Annotated in this window: 10 protein-coding genes; 4 read left to right on the plus strand and 6 right to left on the minus strand. The window is 69.2% G+C overall.

From position 1 onward, the window contains the following. The first annotated feature begins 306 nt into the window (after positions 1-306). Positions 307-2,136, plus strand: a complete 1,830-nt coding sequence (locus HDC93_RS22045; RefSeq protein ID WP_185012585.1) for a phosphoenolpyruvate carboxykinase (GTP) — start codon at positions 307-309, stop codon at positions 2,134-2,136. A gap of 206 nt (positions 2,137-2,342) precedes the next feature. Here the strand turns inward: HDC93_RS22045 and HDC93_RS22050 are convergent, their stop codons facing one another. After that, positions 2,343-2,489, minus strand: coding sequence for a hypothetical protein (locus HDC93_RS22050; protein ID WP_185012586.1), 147 nt, complete (start codon positions 2,487-2,489; stop codon positions 2,343-2,345). A gap of 384 nt (positions 2,490-2,873) precedes the next feature. On the opposite strand from HDC93_RS22050, the gene HDC93_RS22055 reads away from it, so the two are divergent. Beyond that, a complete protein-coding gene (locus tag HDC93_RS22055; RefSeq protein ID WP_260419697.1) occupies positions 2,874-4,364 on the plus strand; it encodes an ATP-binding protein in 1,491 nt (496 codons plus the stop codon). A gap of 115 nt (positions 4,365-4,479) precedes the next feature. On the opposite strand, the gene HDC93_RS22060 is transcribed toward HDC93_RS22055, so the two are convergent. Beyond that, a complete protein-coding gene (locus HDC93_RS22060) occupies positions 4,480-4,899 on the minus strand; it encodes a hypothetical protein (protein WP_185012587.1) in 420 nt (139 codons plus the stop codon). 131 nt (positions 4,900-5,030) lie between these two features. After that, a complete protein-coding gene (locus HDC93_RS22065) occupies positions 5,031-6,242 on the minus strand; it encodes a pyridoxal phosphate-dependent aminotransferase (protein ID WP_185012588.1) in 1,212 nt (403 codons plus the stop codon). A gap of 1,381 nt (positions 6,243-7,623) precedes the next feature. Between HDC93_RS22065 and HDC93_RS22070 the strand changes: the two genes are divergently transcribed. Then, positions 7,624-7,974: a hypothetical protein gene (locus tag HDC93_RS22070; protein WP_185012589.1), complete on the plus strand. Its 351-nt coding sequence runs from the start codon at positions 7,624-7,626 to the stop codon at positions 7,972-7,974. A gap of 38 nt (positions 7,975-8,012) precedes the next feature. Here HDC93_RS22070 and HDC93_RS22075 read toward each other — a convergent pair whose 3' ends face one another. Beyond that, complete coding sequence (locus HDC93_RS22075; protein WP_185012662.1) at positions 8,013-9,671, minus strand: IS1182 family transposase; 1,659 nt, start codon at positions 9,669-9,671, stop codon at positions 8,013-8,015. A 997-nt stretch (positions 9,672-10,668) separates the two neighbouring features. Between HDC93_RS22075 and HDC93_RS22080 the strand changes: the two genes are divergently transcribed. Further along, positions 10,669-11,595 carry a serine protease gene (locus HDC93_RS22080; protein WP_185012590.1) on the plus strand — a complete coding sequence of 309 codons (927 nt, stop codon included), beginning with the start codon at positions 10,669-10,671 and terminating at the stop codon, positions 11,593-11,595. Between the two features lie 21 nt (positions 11,596-11,616). On the opposite strand, the gene HDC93_RS22085 is transcribed toward HDC93_RS22080, so the two are convergent. Continuing rightward, positions 11,617-13,230 carry an amidohydrolase family protein gene (locus HDC93_RS22085; protein ID WP_185012591.1) on the minus strand — a complete coding sequence of 538 codons (1,614 nt, stop codon included), beginning with the start codon at positions 13,228-13,230 and terminating at the stop codon, positions 11,617-11,619. Positions 13,231-13,243: 13 nt separating this feature from the next. Next, on the minus strand, positions 13,244-14,524 hold the full coding sequence (locus tag HDC93_RS22090; RefSeq protein ID WP_185012592.1) for an amino acid deaminase: 1,281 nt from the start codon (positions 14,522-14,524) through the stop codon (positions 13,244-13,246). Between the last annotated feature and the right edge of the window lie 140 nt (positions 14,525-14,664).

Below are 14,664 nucleotides of genomic sequence, written 5' to 3' on the forward strand. Positions count from 1 at the left end.
GCTACGGAACCGTAAGTCACGGATCAGTGCCGCGGATTGGCCGGCGAAGAGTGGCCATCCTCTCACCGTGGTCACGCAAACGGACTCCCAGGTGAACGCAACGTGCACGCAAAGCGGGCGCGGGAAACCGTGGCGAGCCTCACGTTGCTCACCTGTGCGCTCCTCTGGACAGATGGGCGCGCACGTCGGATGATCAAATGAGTGCGGTCGGCACCGGATGAGCGCCAAGATCCACCGAAGCATCCGGGTCGCAGCCCCCACGGGGCCTCCACCACATCACAAAAAATCCCTCATTTAGGAGCAATCGTGGCGCGCGATATCGCGGCTCCCCCCGTCCCCACCACCCATCAGGGGCTGATCTCGTGGGTCAACGAGATCGCAGAACTGACGCAGCCGGACAACGTGGTCTGGTGTGACGGATCCGAGGCCGAGTACGAGCGCCTGTGCGGGGAGCTCGTCGAGAAGGGCACCTTCCGGAAACTCGACCCGATCAAGCGCCCCCACTCCTACTACGCCGCCTCCGACCCCACCGACGTCGCACGCGTGGAGGACCGGACCTTCATCTGCTCCGAGAAGGAGGCGGACGCCGGCCCGACCAACCACTGGAAGGCCCCCGCCGAGATGCGGGAGATCTTCCAGGGCGCCGGCGGCCAGGGCGGTCTGTTCCGCGGCTCGATGCGCGGCCGGACCATGTACGTCGTGCCCTTCTGCATGGGCCCGCTCGGCTCGCCGCTGTCCGCGCTCGGTGTGGAGATCACGGACTCGGCCTACGTCGCCGTCTCGATGCGCACGATGACGCGCATGGGCCAGGCCGTCCTGGACGAGCTCGGCTCCGACGGCTTCTTCGTCAAGGCCGTGCACACCCTGGGCGCCCCGCTGGAGCCCGGCCAGGCGGACGTCCCGTGGCCCTGCAACCAGACCAAGTACATCTCGCACTTCCCCGAGGACCGCGAGATCTGGTCCTACGGCTCGGGCTACGGCGGCAACGCCCTGCTCGGCAAGAAGTGCTACGCCCTGCGCATCGCCTCCGTCATGGCCCGTGACGAGGGCTGGCTCGCCGAGCACATGCTGGTGCTCAAGCTGACCCCGCCGCGCGGCGAGGCCAAGTACGTCGCCGCCGCCTTCCCGAGTGCCTGCGGCAAGACCAACCTCGCCATGCTGGAGCCGACCATCCCCGGCTGGACGGTCGAGACCATCGGCGACGACATCGCCTGGATGCGCTTCGGCGAGGACGGCCGCCTCTACGCCATCAACCCCGAGGCCGGCTTCTTCGGTGTCGCCCCCGGCACCGGCGAGCACACCAACGCCAACGCGATGAAGACGCTCTGGGGCAACTCGGTCTTCACCAACGTCGCCCTCACCGACGACAACGACATCTGGTGGGAGGGCATGACGGAGGAGACCCCGGCCCACCTGACGGACTGGAAGGGCAATGACTGGACCCCCGAGTCCGGCGTCCCGGCCGCCCACCCCAACGCCCGCTTCACCGTCCCGGCCTCGCAGTGCCCGATCATCGCGCCGGAGTGGGAGGACCCCAAGGGCGTGCCGATCTCGGCGATCCTCTTCGGCGGCCGCCGCGCCACCGCAGTGCCGCTGGTGACGGAGTCCTTCGACTGGAACCACGGCGTGTTCCTCGGCGCCAACGTGGCGTCCGAGAAGACCGCCGCCGCCGAGGGCAAGGTCGGTGAGCTGCGCCGCGACCCGTTCGCGATGCTGCCGTTCTGCGGCTACAACATGGGCGACTACATGGCCCACTGGGTCGACGTGGCCAAGGACAAGGACCAGTCCAAGCTGCCGAAGATCTACTACGTCAACTGGTTCCGCAAGGACGACGAGGGCAAGTTCGTCTGGCCCGGCTTCGGTGAGAACAGCCGCGTCCTGAAGTGGATCGTGGAGCGCCTGGAGGGCACGGCCGAGGGCGTCGAGACGCCGATCGGCATCCTGCCGACCAAGGAGGCCCTCGACACCGACGGCCTGGAACTGGCCGAGTCCGACCTCGACTTCCTGCTCACGGTCGACAAGGAAGTCTGGCGCGAGGAGGCCGCCCTGGTCCCCGAGCACCTCAACACCTTCGGCGACCACACGCCGAAGGAACTGTGGGACCAGTACCGCGCGCTGGTGCAGCGCCTGGGCTGAGCCCACCCCCGAACTCCGCGGCCGGCCGGAACCGAGAGTGCCCTGACCAGCAACATCGTCACGGCCGGCCGCGGAACCGACTGGCGGGACCCGCACAACGGCGTGCGGGGTTCGGGGCCGGTCCCCGCGTCCTCCGTCCGCCCCGACGGAAAACCCAGCGGCGACCGGCCCTGTCCCGCCCGCTTCGGCGCGGCCCCCAGGCGGGCTCACGAACGTGCCGATGAATGATCGAGCGCCCCGGCCGACGGCTTACGTCGACCGGGGCGCTCGGGCGTTTTCGGGGTGCGGGTATCGATGCCGGCGTCGGCGTCGGTTTCGGTGAACAGCTCGCACCACACCGTCTTGCGCTGCATCAGCTTCCCCCACGGAAGTCAGGCAGACAGTCAGAACCGGTGACCCATTCGGTCACCTGAGCCACGCAAGTTGTCACAAGAAGCGCACGATTCGAGGCGCCGTGCCCTCGAACGTCCGTTGCATGCGGGCTGGAATGAGCCCCGCCGTTTCCCCGCCGCAAACCAGGGCGATGTCACCGCAACTGCCGTCCGATGCGGGTGGAATGCGCGATTCCTTCTCATTCTTGTGAGGCACGTTGACCGAAACCTGGCGAGGCACCGCCGCTTCGCTGCCATGTCATCCCGGCAGACGCGTCCCTGGTGCGCACCGCGTAACGGATTCCGGCTCCTCTCGTTCTTACCGGTGTACCTTTAAGAGGTACGTCTCTAAAAACCGGAGGCGTCATGACCCGCCCCGCAGCGCGCAGTCTGCCGAAGCCGCAGGACATGTTCGACAGGGAGTGGGAGTGGAGTGAGCTGACTGCTTTCGCGACGGCCGAAGGCGCGGGTCCTCGGCTCGGCGTGGTGTCCGGCCGCCGCCGACAGGGCAAGAGTTTCCTGCTTCAGGCGCTGGCGGACGCCACCGACGGGTTCTACTACGCGGCGGTCGAGGCATCGGCCGCTGAGTCCCTGCACCTCTTGGGCGATGCGGTCGCACGCTTCACCGGTGCCGTCGTTCCGCCGAGGCCGGCCAACTGGGAACAGGGGCTGGAGCTGCTCTTCGGGCTGGCGAAGGAGAGGCCGCTGCCCGTGGTGATCGATGAGTTCCCCTATCTGGTACGGAACGCCCCAGTCCTCCCTTCCCAGTTGCAGGCCGCCATCGGGGTGCGCTCCGAACGTCACCGTAAGGAACGGCCCCGGATCCTGCTGTGCGGCAGCGCGATGTCCTTCATGGGTGGGCTCCTCTCCGGGGCTTCACCGCTCTACGGCCGGGCGGGCCTCGATCTCGTCGTCCACTCCCTGGGCTTTCGCGAGGCCGCCGAATTCTGGGGCATCCGGGACCCGCGGCTGGCAGTGCTCGTCCACGCGATCGTCGGCGGCACCCCGGCGTACCGCAGGGAGTTCGTCGACGACGATGTGCCGGACGGGCCCGACGACTTCGACGCCTGGGTCTGCCGGACCGTACTCAACCCGGCCCGTCCCATCCACGGAGAGGCGCCTTACCTCCTGGCCGCCGAGCCGGACCTGCGCAACCGGTCGCTGTACCACTCGGTCCTGGCCGCGGTCGCGGGCGGCAACCGGACCAGCGGTGGTATCGCGAGCGCGGTGGGCCGTAAGGCCACGGACATCTCGCTGCCGCTGTCCGTCCTGAAGAACTGTGGCCTGCTCACCTCAGAGCCCGACGCCTTCCGCGCCAATCGCACGACCTACCACGTCGCCGAGCCGTTGATCACCTTTCACCATGCGGTCGTCCGCCCCGAGACGGCTCTGCTGAGCCGCCGCCGAGGAGCGGCCAGGATGTGGGAACACAGCAGGTCCACGTTCCTCAGCAAGGTCGTGAGCCCGCACTTCGAGCGTTTGTGCCGTGAGTGGGTCGAGTGGCACGCGGATCCCGCGACGTTCGGGGGCATGCCGATCCAGGTCGCCTCCGGGACCGTGGCCGACCCGGTGAACCGGACCTCACTCGAGGCCGATGTCGTGGTGCACGGAGCCATCGGCCAGGACCAGGGCATCCTGCTGTCCGTGGGAGAGGCCAAGTGGCACAAGGTCATGAACCTCGGGCACCTGCAACGCCTGCGTCGCATCCTGGAGTTGCTGGAGGCGAAGGGTGTCGACACTCGTCATGCAAGCCCCGCCTGCTACAGCGGCGCCGGTTTCGACCCGGAGCTGCGGGCGGCCGAGAGCCGGGGTGAAGTGGTTCTCGTCGACCTGCAGCGGCTCTACCACGGTTCCTGAAGGATCAACGTCCTGCACGGCCCGGGGATTCGTCCACAGGTGGCTTGTGGCGCCCGGTCCGCGCGTCGCTGCGGGTGCGCGCGGACCGGGGCCGTAGGGGGGAGCCTCCGAGGGCTCAGCGGGACGCGAGTTCGCGGGGCTCCAGCGCCGCCGTGTGGGCGTCCATCCGCTCGGCGGCCAGGATCGCCGCCGCCGTGTCGGCGCGGGACGCGGCGACGACCAGCGCCCGGCCCGCCAGGGCGTGAGCCCGCCGGTGCAGGGCCGCGGCGCCGGCCTCGCGACGGCCGCTCATCGGCGCACGAACCGGAGCGCGCCCCCCGCGCAGCCGGCCCACCTGCTCCGCGAGCCGTTCCGCCGCCGTGTCCAGATCGGCCGAGGCCTGCGCCGCACGCAGCTCGTCCGTGACGGCGAGCAGGGCGGCGAGATGGCCCGCGAGCTGGATGTCCAGCTCTTCCTCACGGGAACGGTGCGGAAAGTCGGGGCTGGGGCCGTCCACCGTGCTGTGGACCGACTTGGCGCGGATCGGTTCGTACATGGGAAGGCCTCCTGAGTTCTTACAGGAAGCCATCCTAGCTTAGATTTCGTCTAAAGTTGATTCGTTCACAAAACAGGACTGCCTGCACACAAAGCGTGAGCAGGCGGTCGGGGTGAGTCGGAGGTGCGGGGTCAGGGCTGGCTGTAGCCGTCCAGGAAGCGCCCGATCCGCCCCATCGCGTCGGTCAGGTCGCTGACCGTCGGCAGGGTGACCACCCGGAAGTGGTCCGGCTCCGGCCAGTTGAAGCCCGTGCCCTGGACGACCATGATCTTCTCGCGCCGCAGCAGGTCCAGGACCATGCGGCGGTCGTCCTTGATCTTGAAGACCTTGGGGTCGAGACGCGGGAAGAGGTACAGCGCGCCCTTGGGCTTCACGCAGGTCACGCCGGGGATCTGGGTCAGCAGCTCGTACGCCGTGTCCCGCTGCTCGCGCAGCCGCCCGCCCGGCAGCACCAGGTCGTTGATCGTCTGCCGCCCGCTGAGCGCCGCGACGACCCCGTGCTGCCCGGGCATGTTCGCGCACAGGCGCATGTTCGCCAGGATCGTGAGGCCCTCGATGTAGGAGTCGGCGTGGGCGCGGGGCCCGGAGATCGACATCCAGCCGACCCGGTAGCCGGCCACCCGGTAGGCCTTCGACATGCCGTTGAAGGTGAGGGTGAGCAGGTCCGGGGCGACGGAGGCGGTCGCGGTGTGCGTGGCCCCGTCGTAGAGGATCTTGTCGTAGATCTCGTCGGAGCAGACGAGCAGGTTGTGCCGGCGGGCGATGTCGGTCAGCCCCTTGATCATCGCCTCGTCGTAGACGGCCCCCGTCGGGTTGTTGGGGTTGATGATCACGAGCGCCTTGGTGCGGTCGGTGACCTTGCGCTCGATGTCGGCGAGGTCCGGCATCCAGTCGGCCTGCTCGTCGCAGCGGTAGTGCACGGCGGTGCCGCCGGACAGGGAGACGGCGGCGGTCCACAGCGGGTAGTCGGGCGCGGGCACGAGGACCTCGTCGCCGTCGTCCAGCAGGCCCTGCATCGCCATCACGATCAGCTCGGAGACGCCGTTGCCGATGAAGACGTGCTCGACGTCCGTCTCGATGCCGAGGGTCTGGTTGTGCATCACGACGGCCCGGCGCGCGGCCAGCAGGCCCTTGGCGTCGCCGTAGCCGTGCGCCGACGACACGTTGCGGAGGACGTCCTCCAGGATCTCCGGCGGGCACTCGAAGCCGAACGCGGCCGGGTTGCCGGTGTTCAGCTTGAGGATGCGGTGCCCTGCTGCTTCCAGGCGCATCGCCTCCTCGAGAACCGGGCCCCGGATCTCGTAACAGACATTGGCGAGCTTGGTCGACTGGATCACCTGCATGTCTGGGAGCTTACGGCCCGGTAACGGGTCCCGGGTCGTGTTTTCCGCCACGTGAGACGCGGGGGTTTGCGGCGATATCGCCGCGTGCTGTCCCACCAGCACCTTCGGTCCCTGGAATGCGCCGCCATGTCCAAGCCATTCGAGTACGCCGACGGAGTGACCGGTCCCGGGCCGCGGGACGCGCCGAACGTGTACCTCCCGCAGGCCGCCGCGCCCCCGCCTACGACGCGTAATCGGATCCGGCGGCGGCGCACGGGTGGCGGGACGTGTACGACACGACGGACACGGGTGGTGCCGGACACCCGGGTGGCGCGGACGGCACGGGCGGCACCCGTCCCGATGCGCACCCTGTCGGCGGTGCGGACGCCACGCGTGCGTTCCCGCCACGCGTGCGTACCCCGGCGTGCCCCCCGGCGGCCTGAAGACACTGTTGGCGAAATCCAGGGAGCTGAACGTGACGTCGGCCTTCATGACCCGTTGTGGTCGTGAAGGCCGACCTTGTGTTTGGGGAGGTGCCGGTGTCGTTACAGGCCAGGAAGAACGATGTCAGCCGCGTGGCTGCGGAGTTCGGCGGCGGCGCGCACGTGCAGCACAGGCAACCGCTGGCGCTGGGGCTCGGTCTGCCTGAAGGCATAGAGACTGGATCCACCGCAAGACCACAACAAAGGCCATCGTCATCTGCGGGAGTCGGCATCGCAGAGAGATCGGCATACTGCCGCCCGCCCTTACTGGTGACGAGGAGAAATTGGCGTCATGTCGACTGCGGTGACTGAATCGAAGCCTTCACAAATGCCGCAAAGCAATACATGATCGACGGCGCCGAAACCCGGAGCGTCTTAATCCTCCTTTTCCCCCGCCCGCGTGGCCCACTGGAATAGATCTTGAACGGACCGCCGAGGCAGGGGGAATTGTGCATATTCTGCGAAAGTTCTTCATCGGTATTGCTGCAGTGTCCATGACTGCGGTAGGGGTGATTAGCTCGCCAGCACAGGCGACGCCGATGCCTGCGGTTTCTCAAGCGATCGATGCCGGGCAAGTTGCAGAGCCGGCCGCCACAGGAAAGTGGAGGATCCGGGTCTCATTCTTTGGGTGAGCGGGCGAGGACATCCCTCTACGGCAGGGGGACGCGAACTTCGGATGGGTGCACATCCAAGACAGGCACCCCATGAATGAGACGTCCTTGAACGGATTCATAGATCGAACGCTGGACAATGGCAGGTGCGGGCGGCCCCAGGACGGCAAGGTGACCGTCAGGTACCTCACCCCGTCCGGATGGTTCAGGGTAGTCTTCACAGAACGAGAGGACGATCGATCCGGCGACGGTCGCCCCGCAGGCATCATCACTGCTTTAATGGAATGATCTTCGAAAGGAGGCGGAATCTTGGTAGAGCGTGAGCCGCACGGTGGACTTGATCCGCAGGAATGGCTCGCCGGGTTTCAGGATTCCGCGGAGGCGAGGCTTCGTGGCCAGTTTGCCTCAGAAGAGGACGCTGGCTCTCTGTACAGCCTAGCGCTTGAAAACCGCGAGGACGGCGTTTGGGCGATCGCAAATTTTGCCATGCGTTCGGTTCAGGGTGTTAGATTCATTCGCAGCCAGCGCGTGATGCCCGACTTGAGTTCGGAGTGGGATCCAGATTTTGCGGCCATGCTGTTCGAGACACACTTGATTGAGTGGTTTCACGTGGACGCTAAACGTAAGACACCGGATTCCACCGGTACGGTGCGAAACTAGCGCTGTCGACATTTTCGACAAATCCGGCCCGCTGACTTCTAATCGGCGGGCCGGAGGGCTGCCAGGCGTGATGTGCGAGTGCAGGCTCGCGGGACGCCGGTCCACCAGGTGTTGAGGCGGTGAAAGTTCATCGCAGTAGCGGTGAGCTGGTGCTGCAGCTGGGCCTTTGCCAAGCCGTGATATCGGCATCGCCGCAGGCCGAGAGCTCGAACTCCCTGGGAGATCGTGCCTTCGACACCGGCCCTGTGCGCGTACTGCTCCTTCCACTCCTGGGTGCCTTCCTGAGCCCGCGCCTGCTGGATCACCTCATACTCGGCCCGCGGGCGGAGAGTGATCCGGCGTCCCATATCCGACTTGCTGTTGGAACGGGTGCACTGCTCTCGGGCTTTGCAGGGACGGCAGGCAACCGTCGGGAACCGTGCCCGGACCACGGAGGTACCTTCCTGAGAGCGATCTTCGACCCATCGGCTGCTGGTCGCACCGTTGGGGCAGGTCACTTGGCGATTCTCCCAGTCGATGGTGAAGTCGGCCTGCGAGAGGCCGCCGCCGTCCTTGGTCTGCCAGCTGGTGGCTGCGAGGATCGGGCCCACCAGGTTGACCTTGTGGGCCCGGCGGGCGGTGACCACTTCCCGGGCTGTCGCGTAGCCGGCGTCGACCAAGTGCTCGTCCGGCAGGAGGTCGCGCTCGGCGAGGTGAGCGTGGATCGGGGCGACCAGGCGCACGTCTTGGACGGTGGAGTCGGTCGTGGCGACATACGTGATCAGGTTCGGGCTGTCCGGCTCGCAGGTTTCGGTGGGGTGGACCTTGTAGCCGTCCCAGAAGGTGCCGCGCTTCACGCTTCCGCGTGCGTCGGTGTCGTTGGGCGTGACCAGCCGGTCCGCGCCTGGCGGGCGGTCATTCAGGTCCCGGCGGCGGACCTGCCCCTCGTCGACGAAATACTGCTGGATCCACATCTGCCGCAGGCTCTGGACCCGGTCGAGCAGCCGTAGGGACGCGGGAGCGCCCGGCCCGTGCAGGGCCGCCGGCAGCCCTAGTCCGTCGGCGCCGATCTGCTCGATCAGCTCAGCCTGTTTGGCCTTCCCCTTGGGCAGGCGGGCGTCTTCGAACCGGATCGCGTACCGGTCGAACCAGTCGGACGGAACCCACTCGGCCAGCCACTCCGGCTCCCGTGCGGCCACGCTGTTCAACGCGGCCCGCAGGGTCTCACCGAGCCGCACCAGCCCGTTGATCTGCCGCGCGGCGGACAGCACGATCGTGGAGTCCGTGCGGGCACGGCCGCCGGCCTTGAGCAGGCCGTGCTCCGCGGCGGCCTCAAGGACCCTGTCGAGGAGTTGGATCCCGGCCTCTCCCGTGATCAGCCGGTCCCTGAACTCGGTGAGCACCGAGTGGTCGAACCCCGGGTCGGCTAGCTCCAGCCCGAGGAGGTACTTCCAGTCCAGCCGCCCGCGAACCGCGTCCGCGGCCTGCCGGTCCGAGAGCCCCTCGGCGAACTGCATGACCGACACCAGCGCCAGCCTGCCCGGCGACCATGCCGGCTTTCCCCTGCTCGGGTACAGCCCGGCGAAGTCTGCGTCCTGGAACAGCTCGCCCAGCTCATCACGGATCCGCATCGCCAGGCTGCCCTTCGGGAATGCAGCCCGTGCCACCCGGGCCGTTTCCTCAGGAACCCCATCGACCTGCCTGGCGTGCAACAACACCGACACCCTCCCCAAACACAACGTCGGCCTTCACAACCACAACGGGTCATGAAGGCCGACGTCACGTTCAGCCCCCTGGATTCGCCAACAGTGTCGCCTGAACGGCGCGGGCGGGGCCGGTGACACCCGTGTGCTGCCCGCGGTGCCGGAGCGGGGCCGGGTCGGCGGGGGGGGGCACCGAGCCCGGTGCAAGCCGGCTCCCGGGTTCGCGGGCCGCGTGGGGGTCGCCGGCTCTCGGGTTCGCGGGCCGCGTGGGGGTCGCCGCCGGTGCCGTGGGTGCCGTGTGGGCGGTCGCCCTGATCGCCGGGTTCTCCCTCTTGGGCTCGCCTTCCGGCGGGACGCGGGGCGGCGAGGGCGGCCGCACGGGTCGGACGGCGGGGGAGTCGCCGACCGCGACGACCGCGACGTCGCCTCCGGCCGAGGCCTCCGACGCTCCACTCGTCGCCGGGCCGGGCGATTCTGACCAGCCGTCCGGTGAAGTCTCCGCGGCGCCGTCCTTTAAGGGGTCCTTTCACTATGAGCGTCCGATCAGGGCGCGTGGTCTGGTGCCGTGCGTCGCAAGGCGCCGGGAAGCCCTCGTAGCGGAGCTACTAGGGCTTTTCGGCAACGCGGCGAGGTGCGGTGCCAGGCCGCGCGACCCGGACGGGCATAGTGAAAGGACCCCTAAGGCGAGCCGGACCCCGTCCGAGTCCGGCACGGACAGCGCGCCGCCTCCGGCCTCCGGCCCCACGAGCGGTGTCCCGGCGGACTCCCTCCCCACCGCCTCCACTTCGGCGCCCGGCAGGCCCGGACAGAACCCCGGACGCGGCCACGGCGGCACGGAGGACCCCAAGTGACCCACCCGTAAGGGCGGTTGCGTAGGGTCGGACAGGACGCCCGGATTCCGGTTGTGGAACAGGTTCTTGTGCCGCTCCCTTGCGACGATCACAATGCACATGACAATAGTGCGGGCGGCCGGACGATTTCCGGTCGCCTCCGTCGCAAGAGGGGACCCCCCATGAGAAAACCTCTCGCCGCCGCGTTCTGCGCCCTGGCGATAGCCGGGGCCGGCGCGGCCCCCGCGACCGCTGCCGATGCCGCCCCCACGGGCGTCGGCAAGGCCGCGGACACGGGCTCGGCCGCATCCGCCGTCTCGGGTGTGGTCACGTCCGTGGAGCAGACGCTGTCCGGGCTCACCGGCCAGAAGGCCAAGGCCGTGAACTTCGCCGGCACCGTCGCGCTCAGCAACTGCTCCGGCTCCGTCGTCCGCATGCCGGACTCCGAGGCCGACGACCCGGCGCTCGTGATGACCAACGGCCACTGCCTGGAGTCCGGGTTCCCCGGCCCCGGCGAGGTCCTCGTCGACAAGGCGTCCAGCCGCACCTTCAGTCTGCTCAACGCCTCCGGCTCGCGCGTCGCGACCCTGCGCGCCGCCAAGCTCGCCTACGGCACGATGACCGACACGGACGTCGCGCTGTACCAGCTCACCACCACGTACGCGCAGATCAAGAGCTCGTACAACATCAACCCGCTGACGCTGAACGACAGTCACCCGGTCGCCGGGACCGCCATCAGCATCCCCTCCGGCTACTGGAAGCGGATCTACAGCTGCACCATCGACGGGTTCGTCCCCACCCTGAAGGAGGGCGACTGGACCTGGAAGGACTCGGTCCGCTACACCTCCGCCTGCAACACCATCGGCGGCACGTCCGGTTCGCCCGTCGTCGACCAGGCCACCAACAAGGTCGTCGCCATCAACAACACCGGCAACGAGGACGGTGAGCGCTGCACGGTGAACAACCCGTGCGAGGTCGACGCGAACGGCAATGTGACCGTCCGCAAGGGCATCAACTACGCCCAGGAGACCTACGGGATCCCCGCCTGCTTCGGGATCGACAACAAGCTCGACCTGAGCGCGAGCGGCTGCACCCTGCCCAAGCCGTAAGGCAGGATGCCGGCCGGGCGGTCACGCGGGAGGAGTCCTGCGGACCGCCCGGCCCGCCAGCACGTCCGTGCGCCGGCCGTCCTCGATCACGAACCGGCCGTCGACCAGGACGTGCGGAATGCCCGTCGGGAGCGTGCGCGGCTCCGCGAAGGTGGAGCCCGCCGCGACCGTCGCCGGGTCGAAGAGCACCAGGTCGGCCTTGTAGCCCTCGCGCACCAGACCCCGGTCGGGCAGCCGGAGCCGCGCGGCCGGGCGCGAGGTGAGGTGCGCGACGCACTCCTCCAGCGACAGCACCCCCAACTCCCTTACGTAGTACCCGAGGTAGTGCGGGAATGTGCCGTAGGCGCGCGGGTGCGGCTTGGCGCCCTGGAGGATGCCGTCCGAGCCGCCGGTGTGCACCCGGTGGCGCATGATCGCCCGGACGTTCTCCTCGTGCCCGACGTGCTGGAGGATCGTCGGAGCCAGCCGGTCGGCCAGCAGCAGCCCGCGTGCGGTCACCCAGGGCGCCTCGCGCCGCCGGTCCGCCGACTCCTGGACCGTCCGGCCGACGAAATCGGCCAGGGCCGGATCGCCCACGCCCGAGATCTCGATCGTGTCCCACTCGACGGGCACGCCGTGACAGCCGTCCGAGCCGGTGACCTCCAGGTGGTGACGGACGCGTTCCGCCGTCTCCTCGTCGGCCAGCCGCCTGAGGGTCTCCTCCGGGCCGCCCTCGCTCGCCCAGCTCGGCAGCACGGCGGCCAGCGTCGTACAGCCCGGGGTGTACGGGTAGGTGTCGAGGCTGATGTCGGATCCGGCCGCCAGCGCCTCGTCCAGCAGGGCCAGCAGCTCCGGGGCGCGGCCCTTGTTCACGCCGAAGTTCATGGTGGCGTGGGCGAGATGCAGGGAGCAGCCCGCCTCCCGGGTCAGCGCCACCATCTCCTCGTAGGCCTGGAGCGCCCCGGCGCCGTAGGAGCGGTGGTGCGGGCAGTAGTAGCCGCCGTACGACGCCACCACCCGGCACAGCTCGGTCAGTTCGGCGCCCCGCGCGTACATGCCCGGCGTGTATGTCAGCCCCGAGGACATGCCGACGGCGCCCTGCTCCAGGCCCTCGGCGACCAGTCCGCGCATCCGGTCCAGCTCGTCCGGCGTCGCCTCGCGGTCCTCCCAGCCGACCGCGAGTGCCCGCACCGTGCCCTGCGGGATCAGGTAGGCCGCGTTCACGGCGATCCCGCCGTCCAGCCGGTCCAGGTACTCGCCGACCGTGCGCCAGTCGAAGTCGATGTCGTCGCCCGGGCCGTTCCACCCGGCGATCGCCCGCCGCACCTCGCCCAGCGTGCGGTCGTCGACCGGCGCGTACGACAGCCCGTCCTGGCCGATGACCTCCAGCGTGACGCCCTGCGCCGCCTTGGCGCTGTGGTCGGGGTCGCGCAGCAGCGCCAGGTCGCTGTGCGCGTGCATGTCGATGAAGCCGGGGGAGAGGACCAGCCCTTCGGCGTCCAGCTCCCGGCGCGCCTGAGGCCGCTGGCAGCCGGCCGCCGCGGCCTCCTTGACGATCGAGACGATCCGGCCCCCGTCGACCACGACATCGGCCCGGTAGGCGTCCGCGCCGGAGCCGTCGACGACGTCGGCGTCCCGGATGACCAGCTCTTCCATCGCGCCCGGCCTCCTAGAAGAACGTGCGGACGTAGTCGACGACCGTGCCGTCCGCCTCCGCGACGGGGATCAGCTGCCACTTGTCGAACGAGGTGCACGGGTGGGACAGCCCGAGCCCGACCCAGTCGCCGACCTCCAGATCCGCCTCCGGCGTGGTGGCGAGCCAGGCGTGCTGGTCGGACAGGGCCGTCACCGACACGCCCGTGGCCGGGCGCTCGGCGTCGTCCCGGCGGATCACCTGGGCGAAGGGCAGGTCGAGGTCGTAGGCCGCGTCCCGCTTGCCCGCGTTGACGAAGGCCTGCTCGGCCGACGGCCGCGACACCACCTGCGTCCACAGGCGGAACGCCGGCTCCAGGGCGCCCTCCTCGGGCACCCGGTTGAACGGGGTCAGCTTGCGGTAGTGGCCGTCGTCGTGCGAGACGTACGCGCCCGAGCGCAGCAACTTCAGCACGGGCAGGGACAGTTCGGGGATCTGCGCGAAGACCTCGGCGACCGCGTCGAACCAGGCGCTGCCGCCCGCGCTGACCACGATCTCGTCCAGCCCGGCGAACCGCCCGGCCTTGTCGAAGTCGGCGGCGAGCGCGACCAGTCGGCGCAGCCACGCCGTCACCCGCTCGGTGTCGGCCTTGGGCACCTCGCCCTCGTAGCCCGCGACGCCGACCAGCCGCAGGGTTCGCGTGCCCGCCACCGCGTCGGCGACCGCCGCGCACCCGGTCTCCGTACGGACGCCGGTGCGGGCGCCGTCACCGGCGGCGAGCTCGACGACGACGTCCACCGGGCGGGTGGCGTCTGCGTCCCGCAGCGCGGCGTCCATCAGCTCGACACCGCGCACGGAGTCGACGTAACAGATCAGTCCGAAGTCCGGGTCGGCGTCCAGCTCGGCCGCGATCCAGCGCAGGGCCGCCGCGTCGACCAGCTCGTTCGCCAGGAACACGCGCCGGGTCCCGAACGCCCGCGCCACCCGCACCTGGTGCGGGACGGCCAGGGTGATGCCCCACGCCCCGTGCTCGATCTGCCGCTGGAACAGCTGCGGCGCCATGGAGGTCTTGCCGTGCGGCGCGAAGGCCAGGCCGTGCCGGGCCGCGTACGTCTCCATGAGCTTCAGGTTGTGCTCCAGGCGCTCGGCGGACAGCGCGAGCACGGGCGTGGCGAAGCCGCCGGTGAAGAGGTTGCGGCGCTGGCCGGCCAGCTCGGCGACGGTCAGCCCGTCGGCGTCCGGCGGAAGGCCCTTGAAGCGGTGATCGACGCGCTCGGCGGCGAGCCGGGCGAGTGACTGAGCGGTGTCGGCCGTCATGGAGCCTCCCTGATCTGCGGTGTTGCAATCTCTGCAACCTTCATTGCGCATGTTGCTGAACGCTGTCTAACATCTCGGCCACCCCCGGTCAATGAAACCGCCACCGGCCGCACCGACACCCCGACAGCCCGCCCCACCCG

The organism is Streptomyces sp. AK010 (assembly GCF_014207295.1).
GTDB classification, from domain to species: Bacteria; Actinomycetota; Actinomycetes; order Streptomycetales; family Streptomycetaceae; genus Streptomyces; species Streptomyces massasporeus.